This is a genomic window from Actinoplanes nipponensis (assembly GCF_016862275.1).
GTDB classification, from domain to species: Bacteria; Actinomycetota; Actinomycetes; order Mycobacteriales; family Micromonosporaceae; genus Actinoplanes; species Actinoplanes nipponensis.
Genome location: NZ_BOMQ01000075.1, coordinates 19009 through 42184, shown reverse-complemented (window position 1 = coordinate 42184; position 23176 = coordinate 19009). Strand labels below are relative to the sequence as shown.

Annotated in this window: 23 protein-coding genes; 8 read left to right on the top strand and 15 right to left on the bottom strand. The window is 72.4% G+C overall.

Annotated features, from left to right (window positions below; genetic code table 11):
• Positions 1-163: 163 nt before the first annotated feature.
• Positions 164-1303, top strand: coding sequence for a M48 family metallopeptidase (locus tag Ani05nite_RS31855; protein WP_203774531.1), 1140 nt, complete (start codon positions 164-166; stop codon positions 1301-1303).
• Between the two features lie 199 nt (positions 1304-1502).
• Positions 1503-2039, top strand: coding sequence for a peptide deformylase (gene def, locus Ani05nite_RS31850; protein WP_203774530.1), 537 nt, complete (start codon positions 1503-1505; stop codon positions 2037-2039).
• Positions 2040-2503: 464 nt separating this feature from the next.
• On the opposite strand, the gene Ani05nite_RS31845 is transcribed toward def, so the two are convergent.
• On the bottom strand, positions 2504-3706 hold the full coding sequence (locus Ani05nite_RS31845) for a cytochrome P450 (protein ID WP_239130842.1): 1203 nt from the start codon (positions 3704-3706) through the stop codon (positions 2504-2506).
• Positions 3707-3921: 215 nt separating this feature from the next.
• Here Ani05nite_RS31845 and Ani05nite_RS31840 point away from each other — a divergent pair, with 215 nt between their 5' ends.
• Complete coding sequence (locus Ani05nite_RS31840; RefSeq protein ID WP_203774526.1) at positions 3922-4341, top strand: helix-turn-helix domain-containing protein; 420 nt, start codon at positions 3922-3924, stop codon at positions 4339-4341.
• Positions 4342-4405: 64 nt separating this feature from the next.
• On the opposite strand, the gene Ani05nite_RS31835 is transcribed toward Ani05nite_RS31840, so the two are convergent.
• The 9 genes from Ani05nite_RS31835 to Ani05nite_RS31795 form a co-directional block, all read right to left on the bottom strand.
• A complete protein-coding gene (locus Ani05nite_RS31835; RefSeq protein WP_203774524.1) occupies positions 4406-5821 on the bottom strand; it encodes an MAB_1171c family putative transporter in 1416 nt (471 codons plus the stop codon).
• Positions 5818-6231 (bottom strand): hypothetical protein, encoded by a 414-nt coding sequence (locus tag Ani05nite_RS31830; RefSeq protein ID WP_203774522.1) that lies wholly within the window; start codon positions 6229-6231, stop codon positions 5818-5820. Before Ani05nite_RS31830 ends, Ani05nite_RS31835 begins: the two co-directional genes overlap by 4 nt.
• Positions 6232-6371: 140 nt before the next feature.
• Positions 6372-7421: a sensor histidine kinase gene (locus Ani05nite_RS31825; protein WP_203774520.1), complete on the bottom strand. Its 1050-nt coding sequence runs from the start codon at positions 7419-7421 to the stop codon at positions 6372-6374.
• Positions 7414-8133: a response regulator transcription factor gene (locus Ani05nite_RS31820; RefSeq protein ID WP_203774518.1), complete on the bottom strand. Its 720-nt coding sequence runs from the start codon at positions 8131-8133 to the stop codon at positions 7414-7416. The genes Ani05nite_RS31825 and Ani05nite_RS31820 overlap by 8 nt, the downstream gene beginning before the upstream one ends.
• Positions 8134-8395: 262 nt before the next feature.
• The gene (locus tag Ani05nite_RS31815; protein ID WP_203774516.1) at positions 8396-8818 is read right to left on the bottom strand and encodes a hypothetical protein; all 423 of its coding nucleotides are present in this window, start codon (positions 8816-8818) and stop codon (positions 8396-8398) included.
• On the bottom strand, positions 8815-10083 hold the full coding sequence (locus Ani05nite_RS31810) for a molybdopterin-dependent oxidoreductase (protein ID WP_203774514.1): 1269 nt from the start codon (positions 10081-10083) through the stop codon (positions 8815-8817). The genes Ani05nite_RS31815 and Ani05nite_RS31810 overlap by 4 nt, the downstream gene beginning before the upstream one ends.
• The gene (locus tag Ani05nite_RS31805; protein WP_203774512.1) at positions 10056-10733 is read right to left on the bottom strand and encodes a class I SAM-dependent methyltransferase; all 678 of its coding nucleotides are present in this window, start codon (positions 10731-10733) and stop codon (positions 10056-10058) included. Before Ani05nite_RS31805 ends, Ani05nite_RS31810 begins: the two co-directional genes overlap by 28 nt.
• A complete protein-coding gene (locus tag Ani05nite_RS31800; RefSeq protein WP_203774510.1) occupies positions 10730-11356 on the bottom strand; it encodes a TIGR04282 family arsenosugar biosynthesis glycosyltransferase in 627 nt (208 codons plus the stop codon). Before Ani05nite_RS31800 ends, Ani05nite_RS31805 begins: the two co-directional genes overlap by 4 nt.
• The gene (locus tag Ani05nite_RS31795) at positions 11353-12012 is read right to left on the bottom strand and encodes a glycosyltransferase family 2 protein (RefSeq protein ID WP_203774508.1); all 660 of its coding nucleotides are present in this window, start codon (positions 12010-12012) and stop codon (positions 11353-11355) included. The genes Ani05nite_RS31800 and Ani05nite_RS31795 overlap by 4 nt, the downstream gene beginning before the upstream one ends.
• A 132-nt stretch (positions 12013-12144) precedes the next feature.
• Between Ani05nite_RS31795 and Ani05nite_RS31790 the strand changes: the two genes are divergently transcribed.
• Entirely contained in the window at positions 12145-13191 is a 1047-nt protein-coding gene (locus Ani05nite_RS31790) for an NAD-dependent epimerase/dehydratase family protein (RefSeq protein ID WP_239130834.1), read from the top strand.
• Between the two features lie 2 nt (positions 13192-13193).
• Entirely contained in the window at positions 13194-14600 is a 1407-nt protein-coding gene (locus tag Ani05nite_RS31785) for a hypothetical protein (protein WP_377883070.1), read from the top strand.
• A gap of 66 nt (positions 14601-14666) precedes the next feature.
• Here the strand turns inward: Ani05nite_RS31785 and Ani05nite_RS31780 are convergent, their stop codons facing one another.
• From Ani05nite_RS31780 to Ani05nite_RS31760, 5 genes are all read right to left on the bottom strand, one after another.
• Positions 14667-16355, bottom strand: a complete 1689-nt coding sequence (locus Ani05nite_RS31780; protein ID WP_307836726.1) for an alpha/beta hydrolase — start codon at positions 16353-16355, stop codon at positions 14667-14669.
• 395 nt (positions 16356-16750) lie between these two features.
• Entirely contained in the window at positions 16751-17203 is a 453-nt protein-coding gene (locus Ani05nite_RS31775) for a hypothetical protein (RefSeq protein WP_203774586.1), read from the bottom strand.
• A gap of 329 nt (positions 17204-17532) precedes the next feature.
• Positions 17533-18279: an alanyl-tRNA editing protein gene (locus Ani05nite_RS31770; RefSeq protein WP_203774506.1), complete on the bottom strand. Its 747-nt coding sequence runs from the start codon at positions 18277-18279 to the stop codon at positions 17533-17535.
• 105 nt (positions 18280-18384) lie between these two features.
• Positions 18385-19206: an ABC transporter permease gene (locus Ani05nite_RS31765; RefSeq protein WP_203774505.1), complete on the bottom strand. Its 822-nt coding sequence runs from the start codon at positions 19204-19206 to the stop codon at positions 18385-18387.
• Positions 19203-20117 carry an ABC transporter ATP-binding protein gene (locus tag Ani05nite_RS31760; RefSeq protein WP_203774504.1) on the bottom strand — a complete coding sequence of 305 codons (915 nt, stop codon included), beginning with the start codon at positions 20115-20117 and terminating at the stop codon, positions 19203-19205. The genes Ani05nite_RS31765 and Ani05nite_RS31760 overlap by 4 nt, the downstream gene beginning before the upstream one ends.
• 145 nt (positions 20118-20262) lie before the next feature.
• On the opposite strand from Ani05nite_RS31760, the gene Ani05nite_RS31755 reads away from it, so the two are divergent.
• The 3 genes from Ani05nite_RS31755 to Ani05nite_RS31745 are packed head-to-tail and all read left to right on the top strand — an operon-like array spanning position 20263 to position 23170.
• Positions 20263-21567 carry a sensor histidine kinase gene (locus Ani05nite_RS31755; RefSeq protein ID WP_203774503.1) on the top strand — a complete coding sequence of 435 codons (1305 nt, stop codon included), beginning with the start codon at positions 20263-20265 and terminating at the stop codon, positions 21565-21567.
• The gene (locus Ani05nite_RS31750) at positions 21564-22238 is read left to right on the top strand and encodes a response regulator (protein ID WP_203774502.1); all 675 of its coding nucleotides are present in this window, start codon (positions 21564-21566) and stop codon (positions 22236-22238) included. The genes Ani05nite_RS31755 and Ani05nite_RS31750 overlap by 4 nt, the downstream gene beginning before the upstream one ends.
• Entirely contained in the window at positions 22235-23170 is a 936-nt protein-coding gene (locus Ani05nite_RS31745) for a DMT family protein (protein ID WP_203774500.1), read from the top strand. The genes Ani05nite_RS31750 and Ani05nite_RS31745 overlap by 4 nt, the downstream gene beginning before the upstream one ends.
• Positions 23171-23176 lie beyond the last annotated feature (6 nt).

The window sequence follows — 23176 nt, the reverse complement described above, 5'->3', positions numbered from 1 at the left end:
GGGCCATCGGTGACGTCCCGCCCGGGCCTCGCGGGCGCGGGCCGACCGGGTCGGCCGAAAGTCGGAGGCGGCCGGGCGGAAGTCCCGCTCGGAGCCGATGCGCCCGGCCCCCGCATTGGCGAAGCTCATCTCGGATCTCCGGACGAGGCGCGGAAGGACCACCATGACGATCGACGACGAGAATCGGCCGGCCCGGCAACGGGTCACGCTGACCGACATCAGCTCCCGGGCCTGGGAGCACCCGGCCGACCGCGGCGCGCTGACCGCGCTGCGCGAACTGCGTGGCTTCGACGACGTGGTCAAGGCGTTCTTCGGCATGTGGAACGAGCGCGGCTTCCGCCTGCAGTACCTGGCCGGGTCGATCCGCGTGGACCACCGTCAGTATCCGCGCGTCTACCAGCGCTTCGCCGAGGCGGCCGCCACGCTCGACATCGCGGAGCTGCCCGAGCTGTACGTGACCCAGTCGCCGATGATCCACGGTCAGGCGATCGGGATGGACAAGCCGTTCATCGTGATCACCACGGCCGCGGTGGAGAAGCTGGACGACGAGGAGCTGCGCGCGCTGCTGGGCCACGAGATCGGCCACGTGCGCAGCGGTCACGCCGTCTACAAGACAATCATGATGATCCTGACCAAGTGGGCCACCAACGTCAGCTGGCTGCCCATCGGTGCCATCGCCCTGCGCGCGATCATCGCGGCGATGTACGAGTGGTGGCGCAAGGCCGAGCTGTCGGCCGACCGTGCGGGCCTGCTGGCCGGCCAGGACCCGGCGGCGTCGACCCGGCTGCTGATGAAGCTGGCCGGCGGCGGCGACCTCAGCCAGATCGACACGGCCGCGTTCCTGGAGCAGGCGGCCGAGTACCAGGGCGGCGGCGACCTGCGCGACAGCATCCACAAGATCAGCATGACGGCGTGGAGCAGCCACCCGGTCCCGGTGGCCCGCGCGGCGGAACTGCGCCGCTGGGTCGACTCGGGTGAGTACAGCCGCATCATCGGCGGCGACTACCCGCGCCGCGACTCCGACGGCAACACCTCGGTGACCGGCGACGTCAAGGCGGCGGCGAGCCACTACCGCGAAACCTTCGAGACCTCCCAGGACCCGCTGGTGACGCTGGCCCGCCGGGTGACGGGCGGCGCCGTCGACCTGGGCGACTGGGCCGGCACCCAGGCGGGCCGGGCGCGGGCCTGGGCCAGCACGGCCGCGGACGCGGCGAGCCGGGCGGCCCGGCGCGAGAGCCGGCCCGCCGACCGCCCGGCCGATCCGCCGGACGATGCCCCGGCCGGGGACAACCCGCCGGTCTGATCGGGATCGCCCGCGCGCCGTAGCCCCCAAACCCGCCGCGCGGGCGATCCGCCGGGGCGCTCGACGGCGGACGGTCGGTGGCTTGATCGACCGCCCGCGCGCCGCACCCCACCTGCGTCTCTTCGGCACGTTGCGCGACTCCGGCCGCATGATCGGTCGCCGGGCGGCCCGGGTGCCGCGGGCGTCCTAAAATCGGGCTGTGCAGACTCGTGCCGGAACCCCGCGACCCATCACCCGCTACGGCAACCCCGTCCTGCATCGACGATGCGCCGAGGTGACCTCCTTCGACGAGGACCTCCAGCAGCTCGTGGCCGACATGTTCGCCTCGATGGCCGCCGCCGAGGGGGTCGGCCTGGCCGCCAACCAGATCGGCGTCGACGCGCGGGTCTTCGTCGTCGACTGCCCCGACGCGACGGACACCAACGTCGTCGCCCACGTGGTCAACCCCGTCCTGCACCTGCCCGAGGGCCGGGAACTGGAGGTCGACAGCGAGGGCTGCCTGTCGGTTCCCGGCGTCCGCGCGGACGTGGGCCGCCCCACCACTGCCTCCGTGACCGGCGTCGACATGTTCGGCCAGCCGGTGCGGATCGACGGCACCGGACTGCTCGCCCGCTGCCTGCAACACGAGACCGACCACCTCGACGGCCTGCTCTACGTCGACCGGCTGCCCGCCAAGCAGCGCAAGCGGCTGCTGTCCGAGAGCGCGGAGGCGCCCGGCGTCGGCGTACCCGAGTAGGGCGTCGGCGTACCCGAACAGGGCCGGGGCCCGCATCGCCGACCCGGCTGCTGGTGGGCCCGGTCGGCGGGCCGGTGTCCGCCGACCGGCCGCCGCGGCCGTCGCGACGGCCCGGTCGCGCCGCCGCTTCCGCCGACGGCGGGCTGCTGACCGGAGAGTGGGCCATCGGCGGTTCGGCCATTCGGTGATGATCGACGGTACGGATGGACAATAACCGCCGCGGTCGATACTCTTTCCTGGACGCCGTTGCGAGTTCTTCCCCCGTGGAATTCGCAGCGGCGCCCTTATTTTCCTGGGGTTTCCGGGGTGAAGTGGGCTGGGGAATGCGCTTTCCGGGGCGCTCGTCAGCGCAGGCCGGGGATCCGGTCGGGCGTCTTGGTCCATGTTGCCCTTGGCGGCGGTCCGGTTGGTGGTCTCCGGCGGATGACGGGCCGGACCGGGTAGCGGTCGGCGCGACCGGGCCGTCAGCCCACCGATATCGGCAGCTGGGTGTAGCCGCGGATGGCCAGGCTGTCGCGGCGGCCCGGCTCGCCGGCGAGCGTCAGCTTCGGGAAGTGCGCGAGCAGCGCCGGGATGGCGATCTGAGCCTCGAGCCGGGCGAGCGGTGCCCCGAGGCAGTAGTGGATGCCGCCGCCGAAGGACAGCGGCGCGTTGTCCGGCCGGGCCAGGTCGAGCCGGTCCGGGTCGGCGAAGCGTTCCGGGTCGCGGTTGCCGGCTCCCAGGTACGCGACGAACCGTTCACCGCCCTGCACCGGCACGCCCGCGATCTCCACGTCTTCCCAGGCCACCCGGGCCAGCAACTGCACCGGGGTGTCGTACCGCAGCAGCTCCTCGACCGCCGAAGCCGCCAGCCCGGGCTGCCGGCGCAGGAGCTCCAGCTGGTCCGGGTTGCGCAGCAGGGCCACCACGCTGTTGGCCAGCAGGTTGGTGGTCGTCTCGAAGCCCGCCGCGAACAGCAGCGCGGCCATGGTGAGCAGCTCGTCCTCGGTGAGCTTGTCGCCGTCCTCCTCGGCCGCGACCAGCGCGCTCATCAGGTCGTCGCCCGGTTCGCGGCGGCGTTCCGCGGCCAGGCCGGCGAGGTACTCCCGGATGGTGGCCGCCGCCGGGTCGGCCGTGGCCAGCACCTCCGGCGTGATCACCTCGAGCACCTGGGTCCAGTCGCGGACCAGGCCCTGGAACTGGGCGCGGTCCGCTTCCGGGACGCCGAGGAGCTCACCGATGACGTTGACGGGCAGCGGGAACGCGAACGCATCGATGAAGTCGACGTCGCCGTCCATCCGTACCAGAAGATCCTGGACCATCTCCGCGATCCGCGGCTGCAACGCCTGCACCCGGCGGGCGGTGAAGGAGGAACTGACCAGCCGGCGCAGCCGGGTGTGGTCCGGGGGGTTGATCGCCAGGATGCTGGTGAAGAGCTGGTGCAGCGCGGGGTGGTCGGCCCAGCCGGGCTGGACGAACTCCAGCATGTGCGACGGCATGTGCCCGAGCCGGGGATCGCGGGTGACCGCGACGCAGTCGGCGTGCCGGGTGACGACCAGCGCGCCGTCGTCGGCGCGCACGATCGGGGAGATCTCCCGCAGCCGCCGATAACGAGGGTACGGATCCTCGCGCCCGGTCAGGCGGGTCAGCTCATCGAGCAGCGTCGAGACCTCGGCACTCTCCACAATGTCCGTCACGAGGAAAAGAATACCGGCGGGTTGAGCGGTGGCGGAGCATCGTTTACGCTCGGCCCGAGCGTCATCAACCTGAGTTTACGGTCGTTCACCGGTGCCCCTACATCGGGGGATGTGCAGCCTCGGCTGCTCATGGGCATCGATGCAGCGACCGGTTTTCGTCAGTATGATCCGCATGTCCCATCTTGACCCGGCGACGAGGGAGTGCGGTGTCCAGCGAGTTCTCCATCGCCGAAAAGCTGGACCGCCTCTTCACCCAGGTCCGGTCGGCCGGCCAGGGCGAGGTCAGCTACATGACGGTGGCCGAGGCCATCCGGGCGCAGCAGGGCATCCAGATCTCCCACACGTACATCTGGCAGCTCCGCACCGGCCGCCGCACCAACCCGACCGTGCAGCACCTGAAGGGACTCGCCACGTTCTTCGGCGTCCCGGTGGCGTACTTCCTGGACGACGACGCGGCCCGGAAGATCGACAGTCAGCTGGCGCTGCTGGGGACGCTGCGGGATGCGAAGGTGCAGGAGATCGCGCTGCGGGCGGCGGATGTCTCGCCGAGCTCCCGGGACACGATCGGGGAGTTGGTGCGGAAGGTCTGGGAGCTGGAGCGGGACCGGGGTAAGCCTGCCGGGTGAGTGGGTGGGTGACGGGCGGGCTTCGCGGCCTGCTGTGCGCCTGGTTCGCAGCACCAGGTGCCCTCTAGTTGCGTTCTTCCCGTTGGCAACGTCGTCCGTTGGCTGGTGTTTTGGTCTCGTCGAGGTTGGTTGATCCCCCCGTCGCGTTCGTCGTCGCTGTCGCTGTCGCTGCTGCTGCTGTCGCTCCTGTCGCTCCTGTCGCCGCTGTCGCCGCTGTCGCCGCTGTCCTTGCTGTTGCTGTCGCCGCCGTCGTTGTTGTCGTCGCCGTGGGCGGCGGGCTCGTGGTGGCGGTGGGAGTCGCGGTTGCGGCGGGGTGGGGAGTGGTGGCGGGGGTTGCCGGCTGGTGGTGGGCGAATGCCGATGCCTCTCTGCGGCGGAAGGCGGCACTTACGGCGCTGAGCCAGGCGACCTCGTCGGCGATCTCGCCGCCGATGTCCGCCCAGCCGTCGCCGTTCTCGATCGGTGCCGCTCCGGACCGGTAGCGACTCAGGGCGAAAGCGATGCCGCAGGCTTCGATCAGCGCAGGGTCGTCGCCGACGTGGCTTCGTGCCTCGTCGCGCGTGCCGGCCGGCAGGTGATCGCGCAGGGTCAGCATGCCGTCCCGGATCTCGATCACCCGGCGGTACAGCCGCAACTGCACCTCGTCGACGCCGGCCAACTCGAGAAGAGCCCGTCGCCGCGAGAAGAGGATCAGTTCGGGAAACGTTCGGCGCATCACCGACCACAGCGGGCGAAGCGCCCACAGGGAGTGGTAGGTGCGCATAATCGCGCGCAGCTTGCCGACGGCCGGCACTGCAGCACCGATCAGGCAGACGATGATGCCGATGGTGCGGAGCGCGTTGGCCGCCGGCTCCGCTTTGTCGACCGGGATGGTCAGGCCGGCGCTGTGGGCCACGATCACCGCCGTCTTCAGCGCCGCGTACACCGCGACCAGGAACGTGCCCGCCGCGATGGCGCGGAGGCCCTGGCGTAGCGCGCCGGCGGGTGCCGGGCGGCTGATCCGCCAGAACAGACCGGTGGCGAGGGCGAGGACTGCGCCCAGGTAGCCGTTCAGGATCACCCAGTAGGCGGCGGCCGTCGGCGCTGTGGCCGTACCCATCAGCTCGGCACCCTTGGTCTTGATGCCGCCCGGCGTCACAGCCACCAGCACGAGCAGAACCACCAGCTCCGACACGGCCAGCACCAGCTGCCAGCGCGCGGCGCGCGGATGGTCGGCGTCGTAGCCGGTGATCAGGGAGAGGAAGCGCAGCAGAAAGAACGCGGTGACCACGGCGAGCAAGTGGGGGATGACCTGGGCTTGGGGGACCAGCTTTCCGAGGAGCGCGTTGACGCCCGGCGTGGTCACTGTCTTGGTGACGGCCAGCGCGAACAGGGTCGCCCACATCGCCCGCTGCTGGGCGTCGCGCCAGAGCGTGGGAAAGCGGACCGCCACGGTGCCCCAGAGCAGCACCAGGACGACGCCGGTGAGGACGCCGTTCAAGACGGGAACTTCAGCACATCGGCGACCCGGCCCAGCGTGTCGCCGGGCAGGCCGGCGTGGGACAGCCGGCCGGCGGCCGGGCGCCGGCCCGAACGGGCGCGGATCAACGAGGCGAGAATCTCCGCCTCGCGCTCCTGGGCAGTGGTGTAGCTGGTCCGGCCGAGGATCGTCTCGATCGTGGTGGGATCGAGGTCCGGCACGAGGCGGCCGATCACGCCGCCGTCGGCCGCCGGCCCCGCCTGGAGGTCGGCGTTGAGGCCGGTGGTGTGGCCGCTGAGCATGTGGCTCAGCTCGTGCAACACGATGTGTTCGGCGTGCAGCCGCGACGTTCCGGGGTCGTAGAACACATAGTCCGCGTCCGGCACGGAGATCCACAACCCGCACGGCGCCCCCGCGCTGAGCCCCGGCATCGGCTGCAGGGTGAGGGGTCGTCCCCGATGAGCGGCCATGACGGCGCAGAAGGTGTCCAGATCGAACGGGTTCGGGATGGGAATGTTCTCTAGGCGACGCTCGCAGCGTCGACGCAGCCGACTCACCTGTTCCCCCCGGTCTAGGTTCGGTTGCCCAGGCTACTCGCCGGAATGCGCACCTCGAATCGGCAGCCGTTGCCGGTGTTGCGGACACCGACATGTCCGCCGTGCGCCTCGACGAGTCCTCGAACGATGGCGAGACCGAGCCCTCCACCGGCTGCCGAGCTGCTCGGACCGTCGTCCTGCGGCGCCGGCGTGCGGGAGCGTTCGCCGCGGAAGGCCACGTCGAAGACCCTGGGCAGGTCGTCCTCCGGTATGCCGCCGCAGGTGTCGGACACGGCCAGCCAGACCTCGCCCCGCTCCGCCCCGGCGTCGACCACGACGGTGCCGTCCGGCGGCGTGTAACGCACGGAGTTGACGAGCAGATTGGCCACCACCCGGCTCAATTCCGGCTCGCCCGCAGTCACGATCGGCCATCCGGACTCGCGGGCCAGGACCCGCACGCCACGGCGAGCGGCGAGCGGGGCGGTCGTCGCGATGGCGTCCGAGACGATGTCGCCGAGCGGCACGCTGGACAGCGCGAGCCGTAGCGCGCCGGCGTTGATTCGGGACAGTTCGAACAAGTCGTCCACCAGCGAGGCCATCCGGTCCGTCTCGATGCGGATTCGTCGGTGGTACACCGCCACCGTCGCGGGATCCTGGACGATGTTGTCCTCCAGCGCCTCGGCCATCGCCCGCAGCCCCGCGAGCGGGGTGCGCAGGTCGTGCGACACCCAGGCCACCAGGTCACGCCGGCCCGCCTCGAGCTGACGTTCACGCTCACGGGCCTGGGTGGCCCACACCGACGCGGCGGCGAGCCGGTGGCCGAAGGTGGCACCCACTCCCAGGCTCACCGCGGCCGACGCGGCCACGGTGATCAGGACGACCTGAAGGTCGTGGGCGGAGAGGAACATCGCCCGGGCGACGGCGGCGACCCCGGCGACCACGGAAGCGACGGTGATGGTCAGCAGCACGCAGACATGGAGAATGATCGACCGGTTCCGCAGCAGCCGGAGTGCCACTTCACCGACCACGCCGACGACGGCGCCGGCCGCAAGCGCGTAGAGCCCGATCAGGACGAGGTCAGACATCGCCGGACACCCGTTCGTAGCGGTAGCCCACGCCCCACGCGGTGAGGATGCGTCGCGGAGAGGCGGGGTCGGCCTCGATCTTCTCCCGCAGCCGCCGGACGTGGACCGTCACCGTCGAGTGGTCGCCGAACTGCCAGCCCCAGACCTTGTCGAGCAGCTCGGCCCGCGACCAGGCCCGGGCGGGATGACGCATCAGAAACACCAGCAGCTCGAACTCCCGGCCGGTCAGGGGCAGGACCTGATCGCCGAGGCGAGCGATCCGGCGGCCGGTGTCGGCGCTCAGGTCACCATCGACGATGGTCGCCGAGCTGGGCGGAACGGCGGGCGACACCGACCGGCGCAGCACCGAGCGGACGCGCAGCACGAGCTCACGCGGCGAGAACGGCTTGGTGACGTAGTCGTCGGCGCCGACCTCCAGCCCCACCACCCTGTCCGACTCCTCGCCCAGGGCGGTCAGCATCACGACCGGCAGCTCGGGCGACTGGCGGCGCAGCCGCCGGCAGACCTCGAGACCGCCGATGCCGGGCATCATGAGGTCGAGGATCACGATGTCGGGCATCTCCAGGTTGACGGCGGCCAGCGCGGCGAGGCCGTCGCCGACCAGCCGCACCTGGCAGCCATCCTGCTCGAGGTAGCGGCGGACGACGTCGCTGACTGTCGGGTCGTCGTCGACGACCAGTACGCGGTGGCTCACGGCTGCGACGCTACCCATGCCGGCCGCCGGGAGACCTTGCAATCTGCTTACGGCCTGGCCGCGGGATGGCTCGGGTCGGCCGCTCACCGCGGGTGGATCTCCTTGACCACGGCGTTGACCCGGTTGAACTACGGGATGGGACAGGCGGCGGTGCCGGCCCACCTCGACGTCGCGTCGAGCTCGCTCCCGGCGCGGTCGTTGCCGGCGCGATCGTTCCTGGCGCGATCGTTCCTGGCGCGATCGTTCCTGGCGCGATCGTTCCTGGCGCGATCGTTCCCGGTCAGCGGGAGTCACGATCGGCCCTCCGCTCGGCGGTGCGGGAGCGCGCCCGCGCCGCCGAGACAAGGGCGGCGGTCCAGGTCATCGCCAGGATCAGCGCCAGGCCGCGTCCGTAGGCCAGGGGCAGAACCGACGGGTTGTCGCCGGATCGCCCGTAGCCGAGGACGAGCGGCAAGGCCACGAACCCGACGGCGAGGCTCGTGATCCCGGCCGCCTGCATGCTGGGCCGGGCCCAGCGGGGCGCGAAACGCGCGAGGAGCGCGCCGCAGGCGATCGTGACGGGTAGCAGCACGGCGTCGTGCGCCACGAGAACCGCGGCGAGAAACAGCACGACGCCGCCGGGCTTGAGATCCAGGTCGGTGGCCGCGCCGAGCACCGCGTACCCCATGACGATCACACCCACCGCGATCAGCGCGCCTCTCACGACGCCTCCCGTACGGTGATTCGGGCGACCCATTTGGTCTGCAAGACGCCGGGCCGGTTCGGAGCGATGAGCCGCGCCGGATATCCGTGGTCCAGGTGCAGCGGCGCGCCGTTGAGCCGCAGTGCGATCAGGGTCCATCGGTCTCGCACATGGGGAGAGGCGACCGTCGACGTCCGATACCGGCCGCCGTGCTCCAACGACTCGACTTCGGCGGTCGCCGACTCGGGATCGCCGCCGGCGAGGGCTATCAAGTCGCGGAGCCGCACCCCTGTCCACGTGCCGGTCGCGCTCCAGCCTTCGACACAAGTGATCGGCAGCACGACCGTCTGCTGGTCGAGCGCCGCCAGATCGGCCGCGGAGAGGGCGACCTCTTTGGTAGGCCCCGCCACCACCAGTCGGTACGCCGGGTCGAGGGCTCGGTCCCGGACGCCGGCCCCCGCGGAGGTCTTGTTGACCGGCAGGCGTTGCGGACCGAACGTGGACCGACGCGGGGCCAGCACAGACACCGGCGCCAGCGGGGCGACAGTCTGTCCCGCCGTGGCGATGGTGATCAGGCCCGCCGCCGCCCCGACCGTGCCGAGCAGCCCGCGCCTGCTGAGCGCGGGACCGGACCCGTCCGGCACCGGCCGAACGAACGCCTCCCGGACGACGGGCAGCTTGACGCCGATGTGCACCAGCAGCGCCCCGACCGTCAGCCATGCCACCCAGTAGTGGCCGGTCGTGAAGAAGAACGGTAGGGGCCGGTACCAGTGGGCGATGTTGAGAACGCCGCCGACCAGCTGGAACAGGGCCGCGGCCACCAGCACCGCGATGCCGGCCCGTTCGATCGCCTGTCCGATGGTGCGCGCCGGCGGCCACGTGAAGAGCCGGGGATAGACCGACCAGAGCTTCGCTCCGAGCAGGGGGATCGACGCCAGGCCCGTGGCCACGTGCAGGCCCTGCGTCAACCTGTACAGGCTCGCCGGTCGGGCGGGCCACCGGAACCAGAACGGCGGATGCTGAACGAAGTGGCTGATCAGCCCGGTCAGGAAGCACACGGTGAACGCCACGGCCAGGGCGATCCCGAGCTGGCTGGTCAGCCGGGTCGACCGTAGCGGCGAGGAGAACGCGTCTGCCTTCAGCGGTCCGCGGCGCAGTGCCCCCGGTGGCTCCGGGAGCGGGTGCCGTGCCAGGTCGGGCAGTCGCGGGAAGGCCGGGCGGCGCACGGCGAAAAGCCGGGCCCGTCTGGCCGGCTCCGTCACGCCGGGGTCAGGGTCGCGAACCATCGTCCCGCCTCCCTCCAGGTCTCCGTCACGCGCAGCGCCGAAAGCTCGGCGAGGGCGGCCAGATCCTCCGCGGCGACTTCCGCCCACCGGAACGTGGCGGAACCGGCGGTGTCAGCAGTCCCGGCGGCGCGGACGCTGGCCTCGCCCGCCCAACTACGGGTGCCCGCGGCGGAGACCTCGGCGTGCAGGCGCCCGTCCGAGCCGAGCAACTCGCGGCAGCGCCGAAGCAACGCGACGGGGTCACCGCCGATGCCGATGTTCCCGTCGGCCAGCAACAGATGTCGCCAGCGGCCGTGTCCGGGCAGCTGGCCGAACACGTCCCGCCGTAGCGCTGTGGCGCCCCGCGCCCGCGCCATGCGAACGGCCGTCGCGCTGACGTCGACACCGAGAGCGGGACAGCCCCAGCGGCTCAGCGCGTTGATGAGCCGGCCGGGACCGCAACCGACGTCGAGGGTCGGGCCGGAACAGCGGTTGAGCATGCCCGAGTCGCCGGGCAGGCGCATCCGGCACCAGGACGCGGTGTCGATGATGCGCTCGGTGCCGTGCGGACTGCGCAACACGAGCTCCGCGACCTCGCCGGCTTCGGCGCGGCGCAGTGCCGCATCGTAGACATCGAGGATCCTCGGACTGGTGATCGTCGAGGTGGTCATGCCGGCACCCCCGCGTCGAGTGCGGTGACCGCTTGCCGGAACTCGCTGCCCGCCGGGCACAGGGCGGCCACGGCCCGCGCATCGGTGACGGTGTCGACGTCACGGAGGACCGGCAGCAGGCTCACCCGCAGACCGAGATCACGCAGTGCCTGCAGGGTGCGGGCGCCGGTGTCGGACAGGGAGGTGGGAATCCGGCGCAGCACGGCGGCGTGCGCGGGATCGCGCAGCCCGAGCGACCACCAGCCACCGTCCTCGGCCGGCCCGAGAACGGCGTCTGCCTCGCCGAGCCGGCCGACGGCGTCGGCGAGATGGCGTCGGGTCAGCTGGGGTGTGTCCATGCCGACCAGGACGGCGGGTCCCGCGCCGGCGTCGGCGAAGGCATGAGCGAGCCGTGCCGGAAGCTCGTCGCCGCGCTGGGCGACACGTTCCCAGCCCATCGGCGCGGGATGGTCACCGTCCACCGCCAGGACGCCCGTGCCCATGCTCGCGCTCACGGTCGTGAGAGTGTCGTGCAACGCGGCGCCCGCCACCATCGCGGCCTGCTCGAGCGTCCACGGCGGACAGAGCCGGGTCTTGACCCGGCCCGGCACGGGCGTCTTGGCCAGCACGAGGATCCGGGTCATCGGGCGAGCACCGCGCTCATGTCGCGGATGGCGCGGGCGGTGCCGCGTACCGTTCCGCTGACCTTGGATCGGGTGCCGGCGGCGCGCGGGTGATAGGCGACATCGATCTCGACGACCCGCCAGCCGGCCCGGCCCGCCGCGATCAGCAGCTCCAGCGGATAGCCGAAGCGGCGGTCCCGCAGCCCGAGAGCCAGCAGCTCGGACCTTCGGGCGGCGCGGATCGGGCCGATGTCGTGCACGTCGAGCCCGGTGGTGCGGCGCAGCCGATGGGAGAGCACGGCGTTGCCGAGCCGGGCGTGCACCGGCCACGCGCGGCGGGTCGTCGGCCGGCGCCGGCCGACGACCATCTCGGCCGCGCCCCGCCGAACGGGGTCGGCCAGCCGGGGCAGGTCGGCGGGATCGAAGGAGCCGTCCGCGTCCAGCACGCAGACCACGCCGTCAGCCGGGTCCGCGGCCAGGATCCCGGCGTGTACGGCAGCGCCGTACCCCGGCTGGGCGACGGACACCACCTCGGCGCCGTGGGCCCGCGCGACCTCGGCCGAGCCGTCGGTCGACCCGTTGTCGGCGACGATCGCCCGATAGCCCGCGGGCAGCCGCGTGAGCAGTCGCGGCAGGGCGGGGGCCTCGTTGAGGCAGGGCAGCACCACATCGGTCATGTCCGCAAGCTAGCGGGGAAGGAGCTGGGAAAACCCTTACGAGATAATGACGTCCGGGGCAGTTCTTACGAACCGCTGACGCCTCTCCGCGATCGGCTCCGTACCCGGTCCGGGAGGCCTAACGTGGCCGCCGTGACCCACGTACTCGTGACCGGCGGCGCCGGTTTCATCGGAAGCCACGTGACCGCCGCGCTGCTCGCGGCGGGCCATTCCGTCTCCGTCCTCGACAACGGCCACCCGGCGGCGCACCGGGAACCCCTGCCGGAGACGGTTGCCGGTGCCGCCGTCCAGGTGGCGGATCTCCGTGACCGTGACGCGGTGGCGGCCGCGCTGCGCGGGGTGGAGGCCGTCGTGCACCAGGCCGCCATGGTCGGCATGGGCGTCGACCTCGCCGACCTCCCGGAGTACGTCGGCAGCAACGACCTGGCCACCGCCGTGCTGCTCGCCGGGATGGCTCACGCGAAGGTACGCCGACTCGTGCTGGCCAGCTCCATGGTCGTCTACGGGGAAGGTTCCTACGCCTGCCCGGAGCACGGGCCTCAGCGTCCGCCGGCCCGCACTCCGGAGGACCTCCAGGCCGGGCAGTTCGATCCGCCCTGTCCCGTGTGCCGGACGGCGCTGGTTCCGGTCACCACGGGCGAGGACGCCAGGCTCGAACCGCGTAGTGTCTACGCGGCCACCAAGCTGGCGCAGGAGCATCTGGCGTCCGCCTGGGCGCGGCAGAGTGGTGGATCAGTGGTCGCCCTGCGCTACCACAACGTCTACGGGCCGGGCATGCCTCGGGACACCCCCTACAGCGGAGTGGCTGCCATCTTCCGCTCGGCCCTGGAGGCGGGTCGCGCACCGCGGGTGTTCGAGGACGGCGGGCAGCGCCGCGACTTCGTGCACGTGCGGGATGTGGCCCGGGCCAACGTGGCGGCGCTGGAGGCTACCGACCGGGAGGGGTTCTCGGCCTACAACATCGCGTCCGGTCGCCCGGCGACCGTGGCTGACATGGCGCATGCCCTGGCCGGGGTGCTGGCCGGCCCCTCGCCGGTGGTCACGGGGGAGTTCCGGCTCGGCGACGTCCGGCACGTGGTGGCATCGCCCGAGCTGGCACGCCGGGAGCTGGGCTTCACCGCCGCCATCGACCTCGCGAGCGGGATGGCCGACTTCGCCACCGCGGAGCTGCGGGCGTGACGATTCTGCAGCGAAGCCGGCCGTCCAGCGCACGCGCGCGCCTGTCCCGCGCTTCCCGCGCGGACATCGCCGCGGCCGTGGTGGCCGTGGCGCTGATCGGGATCGCCGCTGTGGTGGGAGGTCTGCTCTATCTGGCGGGGCGCCCGGTGCAGGCCAGTTCCCCGCCCTTCTACGCACACTGGCTGCCGCACATCGGTCCGGGGACGCCCCTGGCACTGGCGGTCGCGGTGCTGGTCGTGTGGCAGGGGCCGAAGCTTGCGGCACGGTTGGCCTGGCGGTCTCTGCTCGTCGCGGCGTACGCGGCCGCGGTCGCTTGGACGCTGAGCCTGGCGCTCGTGGACGGCTGGCAACGAGGGATCGCCGGGCGCCTCACCACCAAGCCGGAGTATCTCCACGAGGTGCCCGGTGTCACCGATGTGCCGGCGATGTTGCGCGGCTTCGCGGCTCGGATTCTCGACTTCCAGCCGGATTCCTGGACCACCCACGTCTCCGGGCATCCACCGGGAGCGCTTCTGGTCTTCGTCGGCCTCGATCGGATCGGCCTCGCCGGCGGTGGATGGGCGGCGCTGACCTGTGTGCTGGCCGGTGCGGCGGCAGCGGTGGCAGTGCCGGAGACCGTTCGACTGCTGAGCGGTGGGGGTGACGGCCGTTTGGCGACGGGATGGCGCCGCGGGACGCGCGGCAGTGTGGCCGTCGCCGAGCCGACGGAGGCCGCTCGAGCCGCAGTGCCCTTCGCCGTTCTGTTTCCGGGAGCGGTGTGGGTGGGCGCGTCCGCCGATGGGTTGTTCGCCGGGGTGGCCGCGGTGGGAGTGATGGCGCTGGCCCGGGGGCTGACGCGACGTGCGCCGGTGTCAGCCTTCTTCGGCGGCGTGCTGCTCGCCTCAGCGCTCTACCTGTCGTACGGGCTGACCCTGCTCGCGCCCTTGGTGCTGGCCGTCGTCGTGCTGGCGCGTCGGTGGCGTCCGCTGCTTCTCGCCGCCCTGGGCGGCGGGGCGGTGGTGGCTGTCTTCACCGCCAGCGGGTTCTGGTGGTGGGACGGCTATCAGCTCGTGGTGGAGCGGTATTACCAGGGCGTGGCGAGCGACCGATCGTACGGGTACTGGGTGTGGGCGAACCTTGCGGCGTTCACGGCGGCGGCCGGGTTGGCGGCCGCGCCGATTCTGCGGCGGGCGGTTCTGGGCCGGCCCTCGACGCCGCAGCGGCTGCTTCCGCTCGCCGCGATGGTGGCCGTGCTGGCCGCCGACCTGTCCGGCCTCAGCAAGGCCGAGGTCGAACGGATCTGGCTGCCCTTCTCCGTCTGGCTGGCCGCGGGAGCCGTGCTGCTTCCCCCGCCGAGCCGCCGCGGCTGGCTCATCGTCCAAGCCGCGACGGCCCTGCTGGTCAACCATCTGTTGCTCACGAGCTGGTAGGGGCCCGTGATGAAGACCGTCGTGCGGTGCTGCCGGCGGGCTGCCGGCAGCACCTCCACGTCGGTCTTACCTGGTGCCGTTGAGGATCGACGTCGGGATGAGGTCGGCGACCGGCGGAAGCTGCTTCGACTGGTCCGCACGCATGGTCGACATCTCCTCCGGCTTGTCCGGGGCCTCGAGCGGCTCGGTGAACGGCTGCACCTCACCCTGGCAGACCTTGCCCTTCGCGGGCAGCGTGGCCTTGAGCAGGTAGGTGTCGATCGCGTTCGTCGCGCACGCCGACGTGCCGTAGGCGGTGTGACCCCAGTTCGTGCTGGACAGCAGGCGGCTGTTCGGCAGGAGCTTGGCCGAGGACACGGCCTCCTCGTAGTTCGTGGCGGGATCCCACTGGCTGCCCACCACGAGCACCGGAGCGGCCGTACGGCGGTTGAACGGGCCGGTGTAGGCGTCCTCGTCCCGAACCGTCCACGAGTTGCGGGCGCACTGCACGCTGCCCCACGCCCAGGCGCGGCCGAAGTAGGGGGCGCGCTTGTCAGCCTTCGCCGTCGCCGCCGGCCACGATGCCGCGTCCTTCGGGTGCAGACCGTCGGTGCACATCACGCCGCTGAAGGCCTCGAAGCCGTTGTCGTACGGGAAGTCGCGAGCCGGCCTGCGGTTGCGGGCCTCCTTGATGCGCTCGATGACCGCCTTCTTGGCGACCGCCTTGTCGGCGCTCGTCGCGGCGGGCGCCGCCAGCAGCGTCCACAGCTGGGACGACAGGTCGGCCACGCTCTCGCCCGCGTAGACGTCGTAGAGCGAGCCGAGGATGCCGCCGACGAAGTCGGCGTAGGTGATCGTGTACGTGCCGAACTCGTCGGTGACCACGAGCGGCTTGGCGCGCAGCTTCTGGGCGATCGTCTCGAAGTTCTTGACCGGGTCGCCGGCCGCGAAACTGCAGTACTTCTCGCCCGCCTTGTCGCAGCGCTGGAGAATCTCGCGCAACGCCTTGTAGGCGCCGTCGGCCGAGTGCATCCGTTCGTCCTGGATCTGGTTCTTCGTCTTGCTCGTGCCCGTCCACGACACCGGGTCGATGACGCCGTCGACGACCAGTGCCCGGAAGCGGTCCGGGAACATGTTGGCGTAGTACTGGCCGATCGCGGTGCCGTAGCTGAAGCCCAGATAAGTCAGCTTCTTGTCGCCCACGGCACGGCGCAGCACGTCCATGTCCCGGACTACCTCGGCGGTGGACATCGCGCCGGCGATCTTCTTGCCGGTGGTCGAGCACGCCTTGGCCACGGTCGTGGCCGACTTGATGTACGCCTTCTCCTGGGTCTTGCCGTAGGGGAAGGCGACGTTCAGGCCGGCATAGGCCTGGGTCTGGGCCTTGGTGGACTTGAAGCACTTGACGTTCTCACTGCTGGCGATGCCGCGCGGGTCGACGCCGACGATGTCGAAGCGGTCGAGCAGCGGGTCGCTCAGGAACAGCGGCGCGTTGAGGGCGATCGACGTGCCCGAGCCGCCGGGTCCGCCGGGGTTCAGGAACAGGCTGCCGATCTTGTGCTTCTGGTCGCGGGCCTTGACCCGCAGCACCGCGATCTCGGTTGTCGCACCCTTGGGCTTGTCGTAGTCCAGAGGCAGCCGCACGGTGGCGCACTCGGCCGTCTGGTAGCACTTGTACCAGCCGAGTTTGGGCGTCTTGACGCTGTCGACTCGCTTGCGTTCCTTGGCGCTCGTGGTCGCGTTCTTCTTGGCCGCCAGAAGAGGAACGGCGGACACGGGCGTGACGGTCTGGGGCGTGGCGGCCGCTGCGGGCACCACGGCACCGGTGGCGAGGACGACGCCGGCAACTCCGGCGATCGCCAGACGACTGGCGGAAGAGGGCATACGAACTGCCTTTCGGACGGTGACCGCAGCGAGGGTGCTGCGGTCGGGTGGATCGTAGAAACTCAATGCCACCTTTGCGTCCACATTGGTGCCGTTCGTAGGCCCCGCAATCACCGTTCCGTCTTCGGTCGTTGTCTATTCAGGCTTGTGGATGGCGGATGGGACTGTGCGGATCGGAAATTTGTCACATCTGTGCCGGCGATTCCGGCGCTCCGCGGGGTCGAGGCGTCGGATGGCGCCGGCCCGCCGGGCGAGGCGTGTCCCGGCGGCCTTCGCCGTCAACGACTTCAGCGGCCGCCCGCCCCGACCGACCGAGCCTGCCGCCCGGCCAGCCTGCCGCCCGCCCGCCCGGCCGAAGCTGCCGCCCGGCCGCCCGGCCGAAGCTGCCGCCCGGCCGAAGCTGCCGCCCGGCCGCCCGGCCGAAGCTGCCGCCCGCCCGGCCGCCCGGCCGAAGCCGCCGCCCGCCCGGCCGCCCGGCCGAAGCCGCCGCCCGCCCGGCCGAAGCTGCCGCCGGCGGGTGCCTCAGCGGCGGTCACCGTCGCCACCGACGCGGCGGAGCCGAGCGAACCCGATTCGGCCAGCCCGCCGGCATTGCCGCCGAATGCTGTTCCGCCGGTGCAGATCTGGTGCTCGGAGCCGGTGGTGATCGCTAAGGACGAGTGGACGATGTTCTGCGCTTGCTTCGAGGTGACGAAAGTGGCGACCACCCTGTCGTCCGCGCCGACGAACGGCAGCGTCATGCCCGCCGGCAAGGGCTGAGCGCGTCCTGTGCCGCCGTCATCGATCGGCGTCGATCGGCGTCAATGCGTGTCGATGAGCGTCCCGGCGGGGATTGATGAGGGCAGGCCGACCCCGGGTCCGCTGGCTGCGGCAACGGCGCCGGGACGGAGCAGGCTCCGGGGACCCCGGCGCGGGCGGATGGACCCTCCCGAGCGAGGTCGGCGTCCAGCTCGCCGACCTACCTCAGAGGCTCGTGGCTGGCGTCCAGCTTGCCGCCGCTCCGTCCGGCGCCCAACTCCTCGGTCTCGGCTGGTCCACGCACACCACCCGCCACAACCACACCCGGCTCTCAGCCGACAAGCTTGATCCGCACCCGCCGGTTCTGCCGTCCCTTGCTCTCCACCTTCACCACCTGCACCCGCCCCACCTGACCGGTCGACGCCACGTGCGTACCCCCGTCGGCCTGTACGTCCAGTCCCACGATGTCCACCACCCGGATCTCCGGGTTCTCCAACGGCGGCAGGGCGTCCTGCGTCCGCACCAGGTCCGGGATCGCCAGGGCCTCGTCGCGCGACAGCACCCGGGCGACGATCTTCCGGTCGGCGGCGACCTCCGCGTTCACCGCGTCCTCGAGGGCCTGCTTGAAGCCCGGCGGCACCTCGGGCAGGTTGAAGTCCATCCGGGCCTCGCCGGGCTGCATGTTGCCGCCGGTCACCAGCGCCCCGAAGTCGCGGAACACCGTGCCGCAGAGGATGTGCAGGCCGGAGTGGGTGCGCATCAGCGTGGTGCGCCGGTCGTCGTCGACCGCGCCGCGGACGGTCGCGCCGGCGGGCGGTACCGGGTCGCCGGGGGCGGGGATCAGGTAGTGCTCGTCGCCCTTGCGGGTGTCCACGATCCGGGTCTGCACGCCCTGCCAGATGAGGACGCCGTGGTCCGGTGGCTGGCCGCCGCCGCCCGGGTAGAACGCGGACCGGTCGAGGACGATCCCGGCCTCGGGGTCGGCCGGGTCGGACCAGACGACTGTGCAGTCCCACTCGCGGATGGTCGGGTCGACCCAGTCGAGGCGGTGGGTGTGTCCATGCTGCTCGAAAGCCATCGCCCGAGGGTAGACCCGCGACCCGGCCCGGATCCAAGACCCGACGCCGGACGCGCGGCGGACGGGGGAGCGGTGAACAAACCCGCCCCCCAACCCCATCAAGCATCAGGCATCAAACCGCCGCAACCGCCAAGCCGCTCCCCCCACCACCGCCACCACATACCCCAGGAAAACCGCAAGCCCGGCCCACGGCCCCAGCCCGTCCCCCACCGAAACCGCCGTGAAAGCACCCCCCGCATCCGACGGCAGATACTGCACCACCCGGTCCCCCCAGGAATCCGGCAGCAACAGCTGCGCCACCCCGCTGAGCAGGAACATCACCCCGAACAGCGTGCTGATCGCCGCCGGTGTCGAGCGCAGCAGCGCCCCCAGCGCCAGCCCGAGCACCCCGGAGCCGGCCAGGATCACGGCCGAGCCGATCACCGCGCGGGCCACGCCCGGGTCGGTCCAGGAGGCCGCGCCGTCGCCGATCAGGGCCTGGCCGCCGGTGAAGGCGATCGCCGACGCGGCCAGGCCGGTCACCAGGGCCACCGCCGCGAACACGGCGATCTTGCCCCAGAGCAGCGGCAGGCGCTTCGGTACGGCGGTCAGCGACGACCGGATCATGCCGGTGCTGTACTCGCTCGCCATGAACAGCACGCCCAGGGTGCCGAAGGCGAGTTGGGCGAAGGTGAGCCCGGCCAGGCTCGCGTCGACCGGCCCGAGGTCGCCCGGGTTCGGGCCCGGGCCGGCGGGGGCGGCGCCGGAGCCCGACATCGACGAGGCCAGCAGGCCGATCCCGATCATCAGGGTGACCGCCACGGCCAGCGTGATCACGGTCGAGCGCAGGGACCAGAACTTGATCCACTCGGAGTGGATGACGCGGGCCTGGGTGACCCTGAGGCGGGGCGGGGCGGCGGACACGATCGGCCGGGTCACGGTGCTCATGCGGCTGCTCCTACGGTCTGGTATTCGACGGCGTCCCTGGTCAGTTCCATGAAGGCCGCCTCCAGCGAGGGCCGGCGCACGGTGAGCTCGTGCAGGGCGATGCCGGCCGTGGCCGCGCGGTCGCCGATCTGGTCCGCCGCGAGGCCGGTCACCTCGAAGGCGCCGCGCTCGACGCTGAGCATCGTCACGCCCGGCCCGGCCAGCAGGTCGTGCAGTTCCACCGCCCGCGGCGAGCGGACCAGCACCGATTCGAGCGCGGCCCGTTCGATGAAGTCCGCCACCGAGACGTCCGCGATGAGCCGGCCGCGGCCCACGACCACCAGGTGCTGGGCGGTCAGGGCCATCTCGCTCATCAGGTGCGAGGAGACGAACACCGTGCGCCCCCCTGCGGCCAGGCCCTGCATCAGGCCGCGGATCCAGAGGATGCCCTCCGGGTCGAGCCCGTTCACCGGCTCGTCGAGGATCAGCACCTCCGGGTCGGCCAGCAACGCCGAGGCGATGCCGAGCCGCTGGCCCATGCCGAGCGAGAAGGCGCCGGCCCGCTTGCGGGCCACCTCGTGCAGGCCGACGAGGTCGATGACCTCGTCGACCCGGGCGCGGGGGACCCCGGTGGTCGCGGCCATGGCCAGCAGATGGTGGTACGCGGACCGCCCGGTGTGCACGGCCTTGGCGTCCAGCAGCGCGCCGGCCTGCCGCAGCGGCGCGGTGTGCTCGGCGTACGGGCGGCCGTTGATCGTGGCCGTGCCCGACGTCGGCCGGTCCAGCCCCAGGATCATCCGCATCGTGGTCGATTTTCCGGCGCCGTTGGGCCCCAGGAAGCCGGTGACGATGCCCGGCCTGACGGTGAAGGTCAGGGAGTCGACGGCGGTCTTGGCGCCGTACCGCTTGGTGAGTTCGTGGACCTCGATCATGGGACCCAGCGTGAGCCGCCGCCGGGGTGATCCGCGTCGTCCCGCGGCGGGCGGCTCCGGCTACTGCAGGCGTGGTACCGGCGGCCGGTTGGTTACCGCGCCGAGACGACGCTGCGCAGGCGGGGCCACGCGTACCGTGATCTCCATGGAGCTGGGCGAGGTGCGCGAGACGCGGTTCTGGCGGGCGGTGCGCCGCCATCCGCAGCTCAGCGATGCCGCCCTGGCGTTGCCGCTGGTGGTGCCCGCGATCGTGGTCGTCACGGTCGGCGGGCCCGGGGAACAGCCCCGCATGCTGGGCCTGACCGATCTGGTGGCCGGCGTCATCGCCTTCGGCGTGGTGACCGTCCGCCGCCGGTTCACCCGTACCGGTCTGGTCGTCGCCGCGCTCGCCTGGCTCGTTGCCGTCGTCGGGCAGCACGAACGGCAGCCGGTCCTGATGGTCGCGCTCGTGCTGCTGTCCTTCACCCACGCCGCCCGGTCCGACCGGCGCACCGCGTGGCTCACCGCCGGGTGCCTCGCCGCGGCTCTCTACCTGTCCGGGGTGCTGTGGGCGGGCGGCAGCTGGTGGGCGCCGGAGAACCTGGGCGCGCTGGCCTGGATCGGCATGGCCACCGCGGTCGGCGACGCCACCCGCAGCCGGCGGGCGTACGTGGCCGAGGTCGAGGAGCGGGCCCGGCGGGCCGAGCAGAGCCGCGACGAGGAGGCGCGGCGCCGGGTCGTCGAGGAACGCCTCCGGATCGCCCGGGAGCTGCACGACGTGGTCGCCCACCACATCGCCGTCATCAAGGTGCAGGCCAGCGGGGCGAAGCACATCCTGCCGCACCGCCCGGAGCGGGTCGGCCCGGCGCTGGACCACATCAGCCGGTCCTCGGACGCCGTGCTCCAGGAGATCGCCTCGGTGGTCGGCCTGCTGCGCGGCCCGGGCGAGCGGGACGCCGGGGCGGCGCCGGACACCGAGCCGACCCGCGGCCTGGCCCGGCTGTCGGCCCTGCTCGACGATCTGGCCGCCGCCGGCCTGCGGGTCGATCACCGACAGCTCGGCGCCGCCCGGGAACTGCCCGCGCTGGTCGATCTCGCGGCGTTCCGGATCGCCCAGGAGGCCCTGACCAACGCCCAGAAGTACGGCGACGGCACCGCCCGGCTCGCCGTGTCCTACACCGCGGACGGGGTGACGCTGGAGATCACCAACCCGGTACGGCCCGACGCGCCGGCGTCCGGCTCGGGCTACGGCATCGTCGGCATGCGCGAACGGGCCACCTCGACCGGCGGCGCCCTCAGCGCCGGCCCCACCCCGAACGGCCACTTCACCGTCCACGCGCAGCTCCCCACCGCGCCGCAGCCCGCCGGTGACCGTGCGGCCGGCGTACCGCAGGCCGGCGGGCGGGCCGTCTGCCACCGGCCGGCCGGACCGGTCGCCGAGCCCGGGGCCGCCCGCCGGGTCGCGTCGTGACCATCCGCATCGTGCTGGCCGACGACCAGCCCCTGATCCGCGCCGGTTTCCGGATGTTCGTCGAGCCCGACCCCGACATCGAGGTGGTCGGCGAGGCCGGCACCGGCCGGGAGGCGGTCGAGCTGGCCCGCTCGGCGCGCGCCGACGTGGTGCTCATGGACATCCGGATGCCGGAGATGGACGGCATCGAGGCCACCCGCCGGATCGCCGCCGCCGAGGACCTCGCCGGGGTCCGGGTGCTCGTGCTGACCACCTTCGAGAACGACGACAACGTGGTGCTCGCGTTGCGGGCCGGGGCCAGCGGCTTCCTCGGCAAGCACGTCGACCCGGTCGATCTGCTGCACGCCATCCGGGTCGTCGCCGCCGGGGAGGCGCTGCTCTCGCCGGCCGCCACCCGAGGGCTGGTCAGCCGCTTCCTGAGCCAGCCGGTGCCGGCCGCGCTGCCGGCCGCCCTCGAGCTCGGCGGGCTCACCGACCGGGAACGGGAGGTGCTGGCGCTGGTGGCGTACGGGCTGTCGAACGAGGAGATCGCCGAACGGCTGTACCTGTCGCCGCTGACCGTCAAGACGCACATCAACCGGGCCATGACCAAGCTGGGCGTCCGGGATCGCGCGCAACTGGTCGTCATCGCGTACCAGAGCGGTCTGGTCCGGCCCGGGGAGCAGCCGTGAGCGCGCTCGCCCTCGCGGTCCTGCTCTGCGTCGCGTCGGCGGCGGGCTATGCCGCCGCGGCGGTGCTGCAGGAGCGCGTGGCGCGCCGGCCGCTCGGCGTGCTGGTCCGGACGCCCTCCTGGTGGGCGGCCATCGCCCTCAATGCGGCCGGGGCCGGCCTGCACGTGGTCGCCCTGCGGTACGGGCCGCTGTCGCTGGTCCAGCCGTTCGGCGTGCTCACCCTGGTGTTGGCGGTCCCGCTGGCCGCCGTGGCGGCCCGGCGGGTGGTCACCCGCACCGAGGTCCGCGGGATCGGCCTGACGGTGGCCGGCCTGGCCGGCATCCTGGTGCTCGCCGGTACGGCCGGCGGCATCGCGGTGCTGACCAGCGTCCAGCTCGTCGGCCTGTTGCTGGTCACCGCCGCCCTGCTGACTGCCCTGGGCGGCTGGAGCGCGGTGCCCGGCGCCTCGGGGCTGTGGGCGGCCGCCGCCGCGGGAGTGTCGTTCGGCGTCTCCTCCGCGCTCACCCAGACCGTCGCGGTGCACCTCACCGGCGAGGGGATCGCCGCGTTGCGGGACCCGGTGGTGGCCGTCGCCGGCCTCGCGATCGCCGTCCTCTCCAGCGCCGGCATGCTGTTCTCCCAGCGCTCCTACCGTGACGGCCTGGGCGCCCCGCTGGCGGTGAGCACGCTCGCCAATCCGGTGATGGCGGCCGCCGTCGGGCTGGTGCTGCTGGGCGAGCGGATCACCGGCGGCGCGCCCGGCGCGGCGGTCGCTCTGGCCAGCGCGGCGATCGCGGCCGCCGGGGTCACGCTGCTCACCCGGGCCCAGGTGCGCGCGGCGGCCGGGCCGGATCCCTTCCGGAGCAGCACGGTCCCCGCGGCGCGGATTCCGGCAACGTTGTTGCTCCCTGGCGGTCAGCGATCGGCAACCCGCGTCGATAGGGGGAGGTAAGCGACG